The sequence below is a fragment of the Marinovum sp. E3 genome (assembly GCF_055755275.1).
In genome coordinates this window covers 2,380,468-2,393,862 of sequence record NZ_CM146908.1, presented here as the reverse complement: position 1 = coordinate 2,393,862, position 13,395 = coordinate 2,380,468, and the positions used below count along the sequence as shown (strand labels likewise).

The window sequence follows — 13,395 nt, the reverse complement described above, 5'->3', positions numbered from 1 at the left end:
GCCTCAATCGCCCTGCGGCACCAGCTTGCCCGGGTTGAGGATGTTCTTCGGATCGAGTGCCCGCTTGATATCGCCCATCACCTGCCAGCCGTCGCCATGTTCGGCCGTCATGAAGCCCAGCTTGCCCATGCCGACCCCGTGTTCCCCCGTCGAGGTGCCGCCCAGGGCGAGCGCCCGCCGCACCATCCGGTCCGAGAGCGCGCGCGCCTCTTCGAGTTCTTCAGGGCGGCTCTCGTCGATCAGCAGCACCGCATGGAAATTGCCATCGCCCACATGGCCGAGGATCGGCCCGGGGATCGTGCCCGCGGCGATATCCGCTTGGGTCGCCTCCACCGCCTCGGCCAGCCGCGAGATCGGCACGCAGATGTCGGTCACCACCGCCCGCGCGCCCCGGCGCGTGGCGAGAATGGCGTAAAAGGCGTTGTGCCGCATCGCCCAGAGCGCCTTGCGCTCCTCGGGTTTTACCGACCAGTCGAAACCCAGCGCGCCATGGTCGGCCGCGATTTCGCCGAAAAGGCGCGATTGCTCGGCCACCGCCGCCTCGGAGCCGTGGAATTCCAGCAGCAGATGCGGCAGCAGCGGCAAGTCCATCCCGGCATAGGCATTCACCGCCGCCGCGCTGGCGGCATCGAGAAACTCGATCCGCGCCATCGGCAGGCCGAGCTGGATGGTGTCGGTCACCGCCGCCACCGCCGCGCCCATATCGGGAAAGGCGCAGACCCCGGCGCTGATCGCCTCGGGCTGGCCGTGCAGTCGCAGCGTCAGCTCGGTGATCAGCCCCAGCGTGCCCTCGCTGCCCACCATCAGCCCGGTCAGATCGAAGCCGGCCGCGGATTTGCGAGCCCGCGTGCCGGTGCGGATCACCCGGCCGTCGGCCAGCACCACCTCGAGCGCCAGCACGTTGTCGCGCATCGTGCCATAGCGCACCGCCGTGGTGCCGCTGGCGCGGGTCGCCGCCATGCCGCCAAGCGCCGCATTGGCGCCGGGATCGACCGGAAAGAACAGCCCCGTGGCGCGCAGCTCCTCGTTCAGCGCCTCGCGGGTCAGCCCGGGCTGGACGGTGACGTCCATGTCCTCCGGCCGCAGCGCGACAAGCCGCGCCATGCGCGAGAAATCCACCACCACGCCGCCCCGCACGGCGAGCGAATGCCCCTCGAGCGAGGTGCCGGTGCCCCAGGCCACCACCGGCAGCTCATGCGCCGCACAGATCGCCACCAGTTTCGAGACTTCTTCGGTGCTTTGCGGATAGGCCACCGCATCGGGCAGCATCGGGGCAAAATAGCTCTCCGAGCGGCCATGCAGGGCCAGATCCGACTTGGACAGAGACAATCTCTGGCCTAACAAGGACTTGAGTGCCGTAATGGCCTTGTCGTCCTGCGCCCTTTGTCTGGTCATGGTTTCGCCCCTGATCTCGGAAATCGCGCATATCTACCGCAGCGGCTCAGGCGCGCAAAGACGTGATCGAACGATATGGCAAATACCGATAGAAATCCCGCCATTCGCCAACTGCGCGAGATGCGCGCGGTGTTCGATCGCGGCTGGCAGCTGCTGCGCCATCGCGGGCCCAGCCAGATCCAGTTCTGGTTCATCGCCCTGATGATCGGCATCGCCGCCGGTTTCGCGGCGCTGTTGTTCCGCCGGGCGATCGAATGGCTACAGGCCACGCTCTACGGCACCGACGACATCACCCAGTTGCACACCTTCGCCAATTCGCTCGACTGGTTCTGGGTGCTAATCATCCCCATGGGCGGCGGCGTGACCGTGGGGCTGATCCTGTATTTCTTTACCGATGACGGCCGGGTCCGCGCGGTGGCCGACGTGATCGAGGGCGCGGCGCTGAATGACGGGCGGGTCGAGAAAAAGGCCGGCCTCGCCTCGGCCGCCTCGTCGCTGATCACCCTGTCGACCGGCGGCTCGACGGGGCGCGAAGGCCCCGTGGTGCATATCGCCGCGATGATCTCGTCCTGGGTGTCCAACGTATTGCATGCCGATGGCATCACCGGCCGCGATCTGCTGGGCTGCGCCGTGGCGGCGGCGGTTTCGGCCAGTTTCAACGCCCCCATCGCCGGCGCGCTCTTTGCGCTCGAGGTGGTGCTGCGCCATTTCGCGCTGCACAGCTTTGCCCCCATCGTGGTGGCCTCGGCCGCCGGCACGGTGATCAACCGGCTGGCCTTTGGCGATGTCACCGAATTCACGCTGCCCGGCACCACCGCGCTCGAGTTCTACCTCGAACTGCCGGCCTTCCTGATCCTCGGGCTGGTCTGCGGGCTGGTCTCGGTGATCATGATCCGCGGCATCTTCTGGGCCGACGATCTGGAAAGTCGGATCCAGAGCCGCATCGGCCTGCCGTACTGGATACGCCCGATGCTGGCCGGGGCGATCCTCGGCGGCATGGCGATCTTCTTTCCGCATATCATCGGCGTCGGCTACGAGACCACCTCGCTGGCGCTGACCGGCCAGCTCCTGCTCTGGCAGGCGGTGGTCTATGCGGTGATCAAGGTTCTGGCCGTCGCGGTCACCATGGCCGGCCGCATGGGCGGCGGCATGTTCTCACCTTCGCTGATGGTGGGGGCGCTGACCGGGCTGGCCTTCGGGCTGATCGCCACCTCGCTCTTTCCCGAGCAATCCGGCGCCTTCACGCTCTATGCGCTGGCCGGCATGGGGGCGGTGGCGGCGGCGGTGCTGGGCGCGCCGATCTCGACCACGCTGATCGTCTTCGAACTGACCGGTGACTGGCAGACCGGGCTGGCGGTGATGGTTTCGGTCTCGATGTCCACCGCGCTGGCCTCACGGCTGGTCGACCGCTCGTTCTTCCTGACCCAGCTGGAACGCCGCGGGGTGCATCTGGCGGCGGGCCCGCAGGCCTATCTGTTGGCGATGTTCCGGGTGGCCCAGGTGATGCGGCCGATGGACGACCCCCAGGCCCCCTCGGAAGCCACCTGCTGGGAGATGGTGGAAACCGGCGTCTATCTCAACGCCAGTGCCACGCTGGAAACCGCCCTTCCGATGTTCGAGACCTCGGGCGTCGCATTCCTGCCGGTGGTGGCGATCCGTGGCGAAGGCCAGCCGCCCGAATTGCGCGGCGCGCTGTTCCACGTCGACGCGCTCAAGGCCTACAACCGCGCGCTCGCCGCCACGGCGGAAGAGGAACACAGCTAGCCGGCGCTCAGAGCTCTTCGATCTGAAGGTAATCGCCGGGCTGAAAGGCCAGATATCCCTTGATCGCCGCGGCGGCCTCCTTGGGGTCCTCATAAGACCAGACCACATCGGTCAGGGTCCGGTTCTTGGCCTCGATCGAATAATAGCTGGCCGTGCCCTTGTGCGGGCAGGTGGTGACGGTCTCGGAGGGTTCGAGAAAGGCCATGGCGATGTCGCTGCGCGGGAAATAGATCACCGGCTTGTGGCCGTCTTCGAGCAGTTCCAGCGCATTGCTGCTTTCGCCCAGCACGGCGCCGCTGGCACGCACCACCCATTTGCCTTCGGCCTTCACGATCCTGATCGTCATCTCACTCTCCCCAATACGGCGTCCACATAAGATCGCCCGAACATGGCCCGGGCGGTGTAACAGCCTTGTGTCAGATTTCTGCGGTTGCGGCATCCAACCACATCGCCGCCCGCTTGCCCAGCCTTGGCCGCAACATGTGTCGGCAGGTCGCATGATACTGGTTCAACCAGTCCCGTTCCTCCGCCGTCAGGCGCTCGGCCAGGATCAGCCGCCGGTCGATCGGCACCCAGGTCAGCGTTTCCCAGTCCAGCATCTCCTTGACCGTGCCTTCGGGCAGGGGGGCGGCCTTGCGGACGGCCATCAGGTTCTCGATCCGGATGCCGAAAGCGCCCTCCTTGTAGAACCCGGGCTCGTTCGACAGGATCATGCCCTCGCGCAGCTTTTCCATCCCGGTGCGCGCCAGCCTCTGCGGTCCTTCGTGCACACAGAGATAGGCGCCGACCCCGTGGCCGGTGCCATGGCCGTAATCCTGCCCGGCCATCCACAGCGGCATCCGCGCCAGCGCATCCAGATCGCGCCCCGACAGCCCCTCGGGCCAGCGCGCCCGGCTCATGGCGATCATGCCTTGCAGCACCCGGGTGAAGGCCGCCTGCGCCGCCTCCGGCGCGGCGCCGATCGCCAGGGTCCGGGTGATATCCGTCGTACCGTCCAGATACTGCCCGCCGCTGTCGACCAGCAAAAGCTCGCCATCGGCCAGCTTGCGGTTGCTTTCCTCGCTGACCCGGTAATGCACGATGGCGCCGTTCGGACCCGATCCGCTGATCGTCTCGAACGAGATATCGAGCAGCGCCCCGGTGTCCCGGCGAAACCCTTCCAGCGCCGTCACCACGTCGATCTCGGTCAGATCGCCCGGTGCGGTCTCTTCCAGCCAGGCGAGAAACTCGCACATCGCCACCGCGTCGCGCTCATGTGCGGCCCGCATCCCGGCCAGCTCCTTGTCGGTCTTGCAGGCCTTGGGCAGCACGCAGGGGTCGCGGCCCTCGATCACCTCGGCGCGGATCGCATCGACCACCGCCAACGGCACCGACTCCGGATCGATCAGCACCGGCCCCTCCAGCGCCTCAAGCGCCGCGGCAAAGCCCTCGGGTGGATGACAACGCACCTCGGGGCCGAGATCGACCTCGGAGAGCTTCCCGGCGGCCATGAAGAGATCGACAGTGCCATCGTCGAACAGCAGTGCGAAGCCATGCGCCACCGGGTTGCGCGGAATGTCGCCGCCGCGAATGTTCAGCAGCCAGCAGAGCGAATCCGGCAGGGTGATCACGGCCACACCCGCCCCCAGACCGCGCATGTCCTCGGCCAGCGCCGCCCGCTTGTCGGCCGAGCTGCGCCCGGCCAGCGCATCGGGATGCGTCCTCACCGGCGCCATCGGCGGCCCCGGCTGATCCGGCCAGATCCGGTCCACCAGGTTCCCGACCCGCGACAGCGCCACGCCGGAGCCTTTCAGCCCCGCCTCCAGCGCCCGCTGCTGTTTCAGCGTGTGCAGCCAGGGATCGATGCCCAGCGCGCCCTCGGGCAGATGCTCCCGGATCCAGGCCGCCGGCTGCACCTCGGGCCAGTCCACCGGGGTGAACTCCGCCGCCAATTGCTGGCGCGCCTGCACCCGGTAGCGGCCGTCGACAAAGACGCCGGCCGCCTCCGCCAGCACCACCGCGGCGCCGGCCGAGCCGGTGAAACCGGTGAGCCAGGCCAGCCGGTCATCGCGCGGCGCCACATATTCGCCCTGATGCGCATCCGCCTTGGGCACGACAAATCCGGCCAGCCCCTGATCCGCCATCACCTTGCGCAGCGCCGCCAGCCGCGGCGGGCCCTGTTCGGGCCGGGCCGTTACCTCGAAGGATTGAAACATCGTGCTTCCCAGTTCTTCCTCTTGCCGAAAATACTCTCGGGGGAGTCGCCAAAGGCGACGGGGGCAGAGCCCCCAGGCGCCCCACGCCGGCCCGCGCGGCGCGCCGTCAGCTGGCCTTGCGAATTCCCATCACCCGGGCGCGGGCCCGCGGATCGGTGTCGAAGAGCGCCGCCAGCTGCTCGGTCATCGCACCGGCCAGCTGTTCGACATCGGTGATCGTCACCGCCCGGTCGTAATAGCGCGTCACGTCGTGACCGATACCGATCGCCAGAAGCTCGACGGCGCGGCGCCGCTCGACCATGGCGATCACGTCGCGCAGGTGTTTCTCGAGGAAATTCGCCGGGTTCACCGAGAGCGTCGAATCGTCGACCGGCGCGCCATCGGAGATCACCATGAGGATCTTGCGCGCCTCGGGCCGGTGGATCATCCGGCGATGCGCCCATTCCAGCGCCTCGCCGTCGATGTTCTCCTTCAACAGCCCTTCCTTCATCATCAGCCCGAGGTTGGGCCGCGCCCTGCGCCAGGGCGCATCGGCGCCCTTGTAGACGATGTGGCGCAGGTCGTTGAGCCGTCCGGGCTGCTGCGCCCGGCCTTCGCCCAGCCATTTCTCGCGACTCAGACCGCCTTTCCAGGCCCGGGTGGTAAAGCCGAGGATCTCGACCTTGACCGAACAGCGCTCCAGCGTGCGGGCCAGCACATCGGCGCAGATCGCGGCGATCGAAATCGGCCGGCCGCGCATCGAGCCGGAATTGTCCAGCAGCAGCGTCACCACCGTGTCGCGGAACTCGGTGTCCTTTTCCACCTTGAACGACAGCGGCGTCGTCGGATTGGCCACCACCCGCGCCAGCCGCCCGGCGTCGAGGATGCCTTCCTCGAGGTCGAATTCCCAGGACCGGCTCTGCTGCGCCTGAAGCCGGCGTTGCAGCTTGTTGGCGAGGCGGCTGACCGCGCCTTTCAGCGGCTCGAGCTGCTGGTCGAGATAGGCGCGCAGCCGTTCCAGCTCGGCCGGATCGGCAAGCTCCTCGGCGTGGATTTCCTCGTCGAACTCGGTCGCGAAGACGGTGTAATCCGGGTCGGCCTCCGAGACCGGTGCCGGGGTCGGCGGCTCCAGCGGCGCCTCGCCCTCGGGCAGTTCGGTCTCTTCGCCGGCTTCGGTGTCGGACATGTCGTCCATCGTCACCTGCGCCTGGCTCGGATCCTGCTGGTCTTCCTGGCTCTGTTCCGGGCTGGCCTCGGTCTGATCGTCCTGGTCGTCGTCCTGCCCGGTGCTGTCGGGGTCGCGGTCGTCGTCCTGGCTGTCCTCGGCCTGATCCTCCGACTCGTCCTCGAGATCGTCGGGATCCTCGCCCAGCTGATCGCCGTAGCCCAGATCCTGGATCACCCGCCGGGCCAGCTTGGCGAACTGGCTCTGATCGGCCAGCGTCTCCTGAAGATCGCCGAGCTGACCGCCGGCCTGATCCTCGATGAACCCGCGCCAGAGCTCCATCACATTGGCCGCGCCCTTCGGCATCTCGCGTCCGGTGGCGAGATGGCGGATCAGATAGCCGGCCGCCACCGAAAGCGGTGCATCCGAGGCCTGGGTGATCTGGTCATAGCCGCGTTTGTCGGCCTCGGCGCCGATCTTGGCGTCGATATTGCCGGCGGTGCCGGGCATGTCGCGCGCGCCCATCGCCTCGCAGCGGGCGGTTTCCATCGCCTCGTAGAGCTCGCGTGCCATGTCGCCCGGCGGCGCATAGCGATTGTGGGTCGCGGCGTCGTGGTACTTGTGCTTGAGCGCCAGCGCATCCGCCGTGCCGCGCGCCAGAAGCACCTCGTCCCGGGTCATCCGTCGGCTGACCTGCGGCAGCCGCATGGCATCGCCCGACACGCCCGAGGGGTCGACGGAATAAGATACCGTGAGCTCGGGATCGTCGGCCATCACCTTGGTGGCCTCGGCCAGCGCCTTCTTGAACGGATCTGCGGGATTGTCGGTCTGCGCCATGGGGTGCCTGCGGTCGGGATTGAAACAGCGTCAACGTAATCGCTCACGCAGGCAATGGCCAGAGACCAGGGCCGGGGATTTGCCGGCCAGGGGCGCAGGCCTCATCGCCGGAGGATCATCCGCCGGCAGGTGTCGATCCGCGAGGCCATGCGGGTGGCGGCCAGGTCGCGCCGTCGCGGGGTGGCACCGTATTGATTGCGGGCCAGCAGATGCGCGATCTGTACCCAGCCATCCACCCGCCAGCGCTGCGCCTGCCGGTCGCTTGCGGCATCGGGCAGCACCGCGCCGAGCAACATGTCGAAATCTTCGCGCATCTGCCCGGTGGTCTGTGACGAAGGGTCACCCACCGCCGCCTGGCGCACCGACAGCGCCCAGAGCCGGCCGGCGCAGATCGCAAAAGCCTCGGCCCGGTCCCCGGGAGGCGGGGGCGCGGCAGGGGCGGCAGACCAGAACGACAGCACCAGAAAAGCCGCCACCGCAAGGGGGCGAAACACGCGGGTCATGTAACAATGCTATGACGGCGCCGCCGTTCCGGTCAACGAAAAGTATATACAAGGTCTATAAGATTTGAGGCATTGTCGCGGCACCCCCGGCACCTTAGATACCCCGGGTCAGCCCAGCAACAGCCCGGTGCATTCCGCCACGCGCATTTCGGCCAGCATGAGCGCGCGGCGGGCCTCTTCGGCATCCGGGTTGAAGGTGGCCCGGGTCAGCAGCGCGGCCTGCGCCATCTTGGCCTCGATCCGCAGATGCAGCACCTGGCGGCCGGCATCCGTGGGGCGCACCGCCTCCAGCAGACCGATCATCGCCGCGCGCTGCGCCTCGGTCCGCTCCGATCCGGCGCCGTCGAACATCCACTGATGCTCCATCTTCGCCGAAAGCCGGCCGGCGCAGGTGGCAAATAAGACAACCGGATTGTCCGGCGCTAGGGGCAGGGCCCGCGCTGGCGGCAGGGAGGAGAACACCGCCAGCACGAGACACAAGGCAAAAGTTTTCATACCGCTCATGATTTCAGCATAACACCAAAATTTCGTGTCACGTATTGAGCAGAATGAAAACTCTGGCCGGGTGTCGTGCCAGGGTAACGCTTGCAGATGCAGAAACGGCGCCCGAAGGCGCCGCAATTCCGGTTCTCAATGTCGCGGCCCCAAAGGGGCGGAGCCGGGTTTATCCGAGGCTCAGGCTCGCCGCGCTCTCGGGCAGTTCCTCGTCGAAACAGCGCTGATAGAACTCGGCCACGGTCTGCCGCTCGAGCTCGTCGCACTTGTTGAGGAAGGACACCCGGAAAGCATAGCCCACATTGCGGAAGATCTCGGCGTTCTGGGCCCAGGCGATCACCGTCCGCGGGCTCATCACCGTCGAGAGGTCGCCGTTCATGAAGGCGGTCCGCGTCAGATCGGCAACGGTGACCATCTGCTTGACCTTCTTGCGGCCCTTCTCGGTGTTGTAATGCGGGCATTTCGCCAGGACGATGGCGCATTCGGCATCGATCGAGAGATAGTTCAGCGTCGCCACCAGCGACCAGCGGTCCATCTGGCCCTGGTTGATCTGCTGGGTGCCGTGATAAAGGCCGGTGGTATCGCCCAGTCCCACGGTGTTGGCGGTGGCGAAGATGCGGAAATAGGGATGCGGGTGGATCACCTGGTTCTGGTCGAGCAGCGTCAGCTTGCCGTCGACCTCGAGCACCCGCTGGATCACGAACATCACGTCGGCGCGGCCGGCGTCATATTCGTCGAACACGATGGCGGTCGGGTTGCGCAGCGCCCAGGGCAGGATGCCCTCCTGGAACTCGGTGACCTGCTTGCCATCCTTGAGCTTGATCGCATCCTTGCCGATCAGGTCGATGCGCGAGATATGGCTGTCGAGGTTGACCCGCACCGCCGGCCAGTTCAGCCGCGCCGCCACCTGTTCGATATGGGTCGATTTCCCGGTGCCGTGGTAGCCCTGGATCATCACCCGGCGATTGTGGGAAAAGCCGGCCAGGATGGCCAGCGTGGTGTCGGGGTCGAACTTGTAGGTGCTGTCGACGTCCGGCACCCGTTCGCTGCGGTCGGCAAAGCCCTTGACCACCATGTCGGTATCGATGCCAAAGACATCGCGGACCGAGATTTCCTCGGAAGGTCTGGTATTGGGGTCCATCTGCCCGTCCGCCATGGGTGCGTCCTTTCCGGTGCCTGATCGCTGAATATGCGCTCCGGTTGGTGCACCATATTCACCGCAGTGGCAAGGGGAGGGGGCGGCGTTTTCGATCGGCTCTTGCTTCGGCCAAGTCGTGGCCTATCCTGTGGACCGAGCGCAGCGCGAACGACTTAAGGAACGACAGACGTGACGGCCCAGGACCTTGATGCATTGTTGACCCGGGTCTCGATGGCCGACCGCAAGGCCTTTGCCGCGCTCTATTCCGCCACCTCGGCGAAACTTTTCGGGATCTGCCTGCGTATCCTCAAGGACAGGGCAATGGCCGAGGATGCGCTTCAGGACATCTACGTCAAGATATGGAAGCGCGCCGACGCCTATCAGCCCGGCCGGGTTCAGCCGATGACGTGGCTGATCACGGTTGCCCGCAACCACGCCATCGACCTGCTGCGCAAGCGACGCACAGCCGCCACCGACAACGCCGAAGGAGACGAGACCCGCATCGACCGTCTCGAAACCCATGAGCCCGGCCCGGCCGAGCAGCTGCTGCAAAAGGACACCCGGGCGCAGATCTCCGCCTGCCTCGACGAACTGGCCGATGAAAAGGCCGAGGCGGTGCGCCAGGCCTATCTCTACGGGGCCACCTATGCCGAACTGGCGGCGCATTTCGCGGTGCCTCTGAACACCATGAGAACCTGGCTGCGCCGCAGCCTGCAAGCCTTGAGGACCTGCCTGAGCCGATGAGCGACCCGACCGACACCCCTGACGACGATTCCGTGCTGGCCGCGGAATACGTGCTCGGGCTTCTGTCCGAGGCCGAAGAGGATGCCTTTGCCCGGCGGCTGTTCCTCGAGGCCGAGCTGCGCTGGCTCTGCGACGGCTGGAGCGAGTATTTCGCCGCGCTCGCCGACGAGGCGGCGCCGGTGACGCCCCCCGCCGCGCTCTGGCCGGCGATCGAGAAGCGCGTCTATGGACCGCCGATGCCGGTCTGGCGGCGGCTCAACCTCGGCACGGCGGTGATAGGCACGGCGCTGGCGGCGGGGCTGGCCTTTGCAGCCCTGCGTTTCGGCTGGCTGCTGCCCGAGCCGCTGCCGCTGACCGCCGAGCTCACCAGCGAAACCGCCGGCGAAGTGGCGCGCATCGCGCTCGACCCCGAAAGCGGCGCGGTCACGGCCGAGCTTGTGGGGCTGTTCCCCGAACCCGGCCGCGCCCGCGAGCTCTGGCTGATCCAGGGCGACAACCCGCCGGTCTCGCTTGGCCTGCTGGCGCCGGGCACCGTGGTGGCCTTCGAACTGCCCGAAACGCTGCGCGCGGCGCTCGAGGGCGCGGTGCTGGCGATCTCGGACGAACCGGCCGGCGGCTCGCCCACCGGTCAGCCCACCGGCGCGGTTCTGGCTGCGGGGCCGGTCACCGCATCGTGACCGTCCCGTGACCGCCGGGGCGAAACTTTCCCGGCTTTGGAACGTCTTATCTCCTGAACCCCGGCGCACCGCAGCAGGCCGGCCACGCCCCGCGCGCGGCCCCCGCGGCGCGCCTCCGCAAAGGAGACGACCATGCCCCTCCATCGACGCCAGTTTCTTGCCACCAGCGCCGCCGCGGCGCTCTTGCCCGCCGCCACCCGCGCCCAGGACGACAGTTTCGAAGTCACCCGCAGCGAAGAGGAATGGCGCGCCATGCTGACCGATCTGCAATACGAGGTGATGCGCGAGGAGGGCACCGAACCGGCCTTCTCCTCGCCGCTGCACGACAGCAAGGCCAAAGGCATCTACCATTGCCGCGGCTGTGACCTGGCGGTCTATTCCTCCGAGCACAAATACGACAGCGGCACCGGCTGGCCGAGCTACTGGCAGAGCCTGCCGGATGCGATCCGCACCAAGGAGGACCGCAAGCTCCTGTTCATCGTCCGCACCGAATGCCACTGCCGCCGCTGCGGCTCGCACCTCGGTCATATATTCGACGACGGCCCCGAGCCCACCGGAAAACGCCATTGCCTCAATGGCGTCGCTCTGACCTTCCAGGCCGCCTGACGGCCCTTGTCAACAGCAGAAGGACCGGCCCGCATTATGCAGGTCCGGTCCTTCTTCTGCTCCCAAATACCGCCGGGGGCAGAGCCCCCGGAACGCCAGCCGCGGGCGGGCCTATTTGTCCGGGAAACTCCGGCTGTCCTTGATCTGGTCCCAGGCCCACATGACCTCGCCCAGCTGCTCTTCCTGGCTGCGGTCGCCGCCGTTCATGTCCGGGTGCAGCACCTTGATCAGCGCCTTGTAGGCCTTGCGGATCTCGACCTTGGTCATGCTCTCCTTGGCCTCGAGAATCTCGATTGCCCGGCGCTCGGTAGGCGGCAGCCTGCGGCCGCCGCTGGCCGCGCCGCGTCCGGGGTTGCGGGTGGCGTTCTGGCCCAGCACCTGATGCGGATCCTCGATGCCCAGCCGCGCCCAGGCCTTGGCCTCGGGATCGCGCCAGCCCTTGGTCTTACGCTCCCAGACCTTGTCGGCGCTTTCCTGGGCATTCATCTCGGCCTCGGTCTTGCCGTCGAAGAAGCTCCATTTCGCATTGTATTCGCGCACGTGGTCCTTGCAGAACCAGAAGAAATCATCCAGCACATCGGGCGCCTTGGGCGCGCGATAGAGGCCCTTCTCCTGGCATCCTTCATGGTCGCAGACCCGGGTCGAGGTCTCGGACGCACCGGACATGCCACGCCGGCCGCGCGGATGTTTCTTCTTGGCTGAGGACACGGACATATCAAATCCGAAGGGGTCTGATTTACTCATGGTTCGCACCTTTTCGACTCGGACGTGGCAGTTTAGACCATCGGCAACCAGAGGGAAGGGGCCGAGGGGAAAATCATGTCGAGATCAGAAGAAATTCGCCAACGGCTCATGGCCGCATTCGCGCCGGCCGAGCTGCATGTGGAAGATGACAGCGAGGCCCATCGCGGCCACGCCGGATATCAGGAGGGCGGCGAGAGCCATTTTCGCGTGCGCCTGCGTGCAGAGGCCTTTGCCGGCCAGTCCCGCATCGCCCGCCACCGTGCCGTTCACGCCGCGCTGGGCCCGGATCTGATGGCCGCGATCCACGCCCTGGCGCTCGATCTCGACACGCCCTGACGCCCGCCGCCGGTCATCCGCTCCCGCAGGGGGGCAACCCGTTGCCGGCACCGCTCACGCCTTCGGCGGTTGCTCGCGGCCGTCGTCGGGGGCTTCGCCATCCGTCTCGGTCGCATCGTCGCGCCCGGCCTCCACAGCCGCCGCCACGTCGCCTTCCTCAAAGCGGGCATCCTGCGCCGGTGGTGTCTCCTGCACCGCCCGCGCCGCATCGAGCACCGGGATCTCCTTGGGCGGATCGAGCAGTCGCGGCTCGAAGGCCGCGACCTCGTCCTCTCGGGCCCGCCGGAACACCAGCAGATTGCGGAACACCGTGGTCTTGCCCGACAGCCCCTGGCGCTCTTCGCTGGGCAGGGTCTCGGCGCGGACATATTCCCAGCCGTCCTCGGCCAGATCGTTCAGCACGGATTCCAGCGCAAAGGCGAACCGGCCTTCGGCGCCCTTCACACCCCGGGCCTTGCGCCCCTGGGCGGGGGCGGGAACCACCTTGTAATCATATCTCGTCATGGGCGCCCAAGAGCATACTTCGGCGTCAAGCGCAATCGCTCTCGCCGGGACGGGGCACCCCATGGCGCCAGAGGGGCCGGTCGCGGTGCGACGTCAGCGAAGGTTCGGTGTCAGGGTGCAATCGGTGTGGCGCGCCGCAAAGGCGCGGATCACGTCATTTGGCGGGGTGACGAAGGCGGGCGGGTTCGAGCCGGCGGGCGTCCCGCTTGCGGATGAGAAAATCCACGCCCAGAACCGCCAGCGCCATCAGGGGGACTGCGATCTCAAAGCTGGTCATCGGGCTCCTCCTTGCGAAGCATACCTGGAATATAGT

Annotated in this window: 15 protein-coding genes; 5 read left to right on the top strand and 10 right to left on the bottom strand. The window is 67.1% G+C overall.

What is annotated here, in order from left to right:
• Window positions 1–3: 3 nt before the first annotated feature.
• Window positions 4–1,395: an FAD-binding oxidoreductase gene (locus AC0J5K_RS11670; RefSeq protein WP_274562703.1), complete on the bottom strand. Its 1,392-nt coding sequence runs from the start codon at window positions 1,393–1,395 to the stop codon at window positions 4–6.
• Window positions 1,396–1,470: 75 nt separating this feature from the next.
• Here AC0J5K_RS11670 and AC0J5K_RS11665 point away from each other — a divergent pair, with 75 nt between their 5' ends.
• Complete coding sequence (locus tag AC0J5K_RS11665) at window positions 1,471–3,159, top strand: chloride channel protein (RefSeq protein ID WP_074835313.1); 1,689 nt, start codon at window positions 1,471–1,473, stop codon at window positions 3,157–3,159.
• Window positions 3,160–3,166: 7 nt separating this feature from the next.
• On the opposite strand, the gene AC0J5K_RS11660 is transcribed toward AC0J5K_RS11665, so the two are convergent.
• The 6 genes from AC0J5K_RS11660 to cobS form a co-directional block, all read right to left on the bottom strand.
• Window positions 3,167–3,505: a DUF427 domain-containing protein gene (locus AC0J5K_RS11660; protein WP_048530650.1), complete on the bottom strand. Its 339-nt coding sequence runs from the start codon at window positions 3,503–3,505 to the stop codon at window positions 3,167–3,169.
• Window positions 3,506–3,575: 70 nt separating this feature from the next.
• The gene (locus tag AC0J5K_RS11655) at window positions 3,576–5,354 is read right to left on the bottom strand and encodes an aminopeptidase P family protein (protein ID WP_274562710.1); all 1,779 of its coding nucleotides are present in this window, start codon (window positions 5,352–5,354) and stop codon (window positions 3,576–3,578) included.
• 106 nt (window positions 5,355–5,460) lie between these two features.
• Window positions 5,461–7,335 carry a cobaltochelatase subunit CobT gene (cobT, locus tag AC0J5K_RS11650; RefSeq protein ID WP_074835310.1) on the bottom strand — a complete coding sequence of 625 codons (1,875 nt, stop codon included), beginning with the start codon at window positions 7,333–7,335 and terminating at the stop codon, window positions 5,461–5,463.
• A gap of 101 nt (window positions 7,336–7,436) precedes the next feature.
• Window positions 7,437–7,838, bottom strand: coding sequence for a hypothetical protein (locus AC0J5K_RS11645; protein WP_274562714.1), 402 nt, complete (start codon window positions 7,836–7,838; stop codon window positions 7,437–7,439).
• Between the two features lie 108 nt (window positions 7,839–7,946).
• On the bottom strand, window positions 7,947–8,342 hold the full coding sequence (locus AC0J5K_RS11640) for a hypothetical protein (protein WP_274562715.1): 396 nt from the start codon (window positions 8,340–8,342) through the stop codon (window positions 7,947–7,949).
• Window positions 8,343–8,502: 160 nt separating this feature from the next.
• The gene (cobS, locus tag AC0J5K_RS11635; protein ID WP_048530658.1) at window positions 8,503–9,489 is read right to left on the bottom strand and encodes a cobaltochelatase subunit CobS; all 987 of its coding nucleotides are present in this window, start codon (window positions 9,487–9,489) and stop codon (window positions 8,503–8,505) included.
• A gap of 171 nt (window positions 9,490–9,660) precedes the next feature.
• Between cobS and AC0J5K_RS11630 the strand changes: the two genes are divergently transcribed.
• The 3 genes from AC0J5K_RS11630 to msrB all read left to right on the top strand — a co-directional run bounded on the left by AC0J5K_RS11630 (window position 9,661) and on the right by msrB (window position 11,498).
• On the top strand, window positions 9,661–10,215 hold the full coding sequence (locus AC0J5K_RS11630; RefSeq protein ID WP_048530659.1) for a sigma-70 family RNA polymerase sigma factor: 555 nt from the start codon (window positions 9,661–9,663) through the stop codon (window positions 10,213–10,215).
• On the top strand, window positions 10,212–10,892 hold the full coding sequence (locus tag AC0J5K_RS11625; protein ID WP_274562722.1) for an anti-sigma factor: 681 nt from the start codon (window positions 10,212–10,214) through the stop codon (window positions 10,890–10,892). Before AC0J5K_RS11630 ends, AC0J5K_RS11625 begins: the two co-directional genes overlap by 4 nt.
• A 132-nt stretch (window positions 10,893–11,024) precedes the next feature.
• The gene (gene msrB, locus AC0J5K_RS11620; RefSeq protein ID WP_048530660.1) at window positions 11,025–11,498 is read left to right on the top strand and encodes a peptide-methionine (R)-S-oxide reductase MsrB; all 474 of its coding nucleotides are present in this window, start codon (window positions 11,025–11,027) and stop codon (window positions 11,496–11,498) included.
• A gap of 111 nt (window positions 11,499–11,609) precedes the next feature.
• Here the strand turns inward: msrB and AC0J5K_RS11615 are convergent, their stop codons facing one another.
• Window positions 11,610–12,242 carry a DnaJ domain-containing protein gene (locus tag AC0J5K_RS11615; RefSeq protein WP_274562724.1) on the bottom strand — a complete coding sequence of 211 codons (633 nt, stop codon included), beginning with the start codon at window positions 12,240–12,242 and terminating at the stop codon, window positions 11,610–11,612.
• A gap of 75 nt (window positions 12,243–12,317) precedes the next feature.
• Between AC0J5K_RS11615 and AC0J5K_RS11610 the strand changes: the two genes are divergently transcribed.
• Entirely contained in the window at window positions 12,318–12,578 is a 261-nt protein-coding gene (locus tag AC0J5K_RS11610) for a BolA family protein (protein WP_074835302.1), read from the top strand.
• Window positions 12,579–12,632: 54 nt separating this feature from the next.
• Here the strand turns inward: AC0J5K_RS11610 and AC0J5K_RS11605 are convergent, their stop codons facing one another.
• Both AC0J5K_RS11605 and AC0J5K_RS11600 read right to left on the bottom strand, forming a co-directional pair.
• Window positions 12,633–13,082, bottom strand: coding sequence for a DUF4177 domain-containing protein (locus tag AC0J5K_RS11605; RefSeq protein WP_074835301.1), 450 nt, complete (start codon window positions 13,080–13,082; stop codon window positions 12,633–12,635).
• Window positions 13,083–13,236: 154 nt separating this feature from the next.
• Window positions 13,237–13,359, bottom strand: a complete 123-nt coding sequence (locus AC0J5K_RS11600) for a hypothetical protein (protein WP_274562727.1) — start codon at window positions 13,357–13,359, stop codon at window positions 13,237–13,239.
• Window positions 13,360–13,395 lie beyond the last annotated feature (36 nt).

Bases quoted from the DNA above. Each gene is read 5' to 3' on its own strand.
- AC0J5K_RS11670 (WP_274562703.1), bottom strand. From the start codon at position 1,395: ATGACCAGACAAAGGGCGCAGGACGACAAGGCCATTACGGCACTCAAG.
- AC0J5K_RS11665 (WP_074835313.1), top strand. From the start codon at position 1,471: ATGGCAAATACCGATAGAAATCCCGCCATTCGCCAACTGCGCGAGATG.
- AC0J5K_RS11660 (WP_048530650.1), bottom strand. From the start codon at position 3,505: ATGACGATCAGGATCGTGAAGGCCGAAGGCAAATGGGTGGTGCGTGCC.
- AC0J5K_RS11655 (WP_274562710.1), bottom strand. From the start codon at position 5,354: ATGTTTCAATCCTTCGAGGTAACGGCCCGGCCCGAACAGGGCCCGCCG.
- cobT (WP_074835310.1), bottom strand. From the start codon at position 7,335: ATGGCGCAGACCGACAATCCCGCAGATCCGTTCAAGAAGGCGCTGGCC.
- AC0J5K_RS11645 (WP_274562714.1), bottom strand. From the start codon at position 7,838: ATGACCCGCGTGTTTCGCCCCCTTGCGGTGGCGGCTTTTCTGGTGCTG.
- AC0J5K_RS11640 (WP_274562715.1), bottom strand. From the start codon at position 8,342: ATGAGCGGTATGAAAACTTTTGCCTTGTGTCTCGTGCTGGCGGTGTTC.
- cobS (WP_048530658.1), bottom strand. From the start codon at position 9,489: ATGGCGGACGGGCAGATGGACCCCAATACCAGACCTTCCGAGGAAATC.
- AC0J5K_RS11625 (WP_274562722.1), top strand. From the start codon at position 10,212: ATGAGCGACCCGACCGACACCCCTGACGACGATTCCGTGCTGGCCGCG.
- msrB (WP_048530660.1), top strand. From the start codon at position 11,025: ATGCCCCTCCATCGACGCCAGTTTCTTGCCACCAGCGCCGCCGCGGCG.
- AC0J5K_RS11615 (WP_274562724.1), bottom strand. From the start codon at position 12,242: ATGAGTAAATCAGACCCCTTCGGATTTGATATGTCCGTGTCCTCAGCC.
- AC0J5K_RS11610 (WP_074835302.1), top strand. From the start codon at position 12,318: ATGTCGAGATCAGAAGAAATTCGCCAACGGCTCATGGCCGCATTCGCG.
- AC0J5K_RS11605 (WP_074835301.1), bottom strand. From the start codon at position 13,082: ATGACGAGATATGATTACAAGGTGGTTCCCGCCCCCGCCCAGGGGCGC.
- AC0J5K_RS11600 (WP_274562727.1), bottom strand. From the start codon at position 13,359: ATGACCAGCTTTGAGATCGCAGTCCCCCTGATGGCGCTGGCGGTTCTG.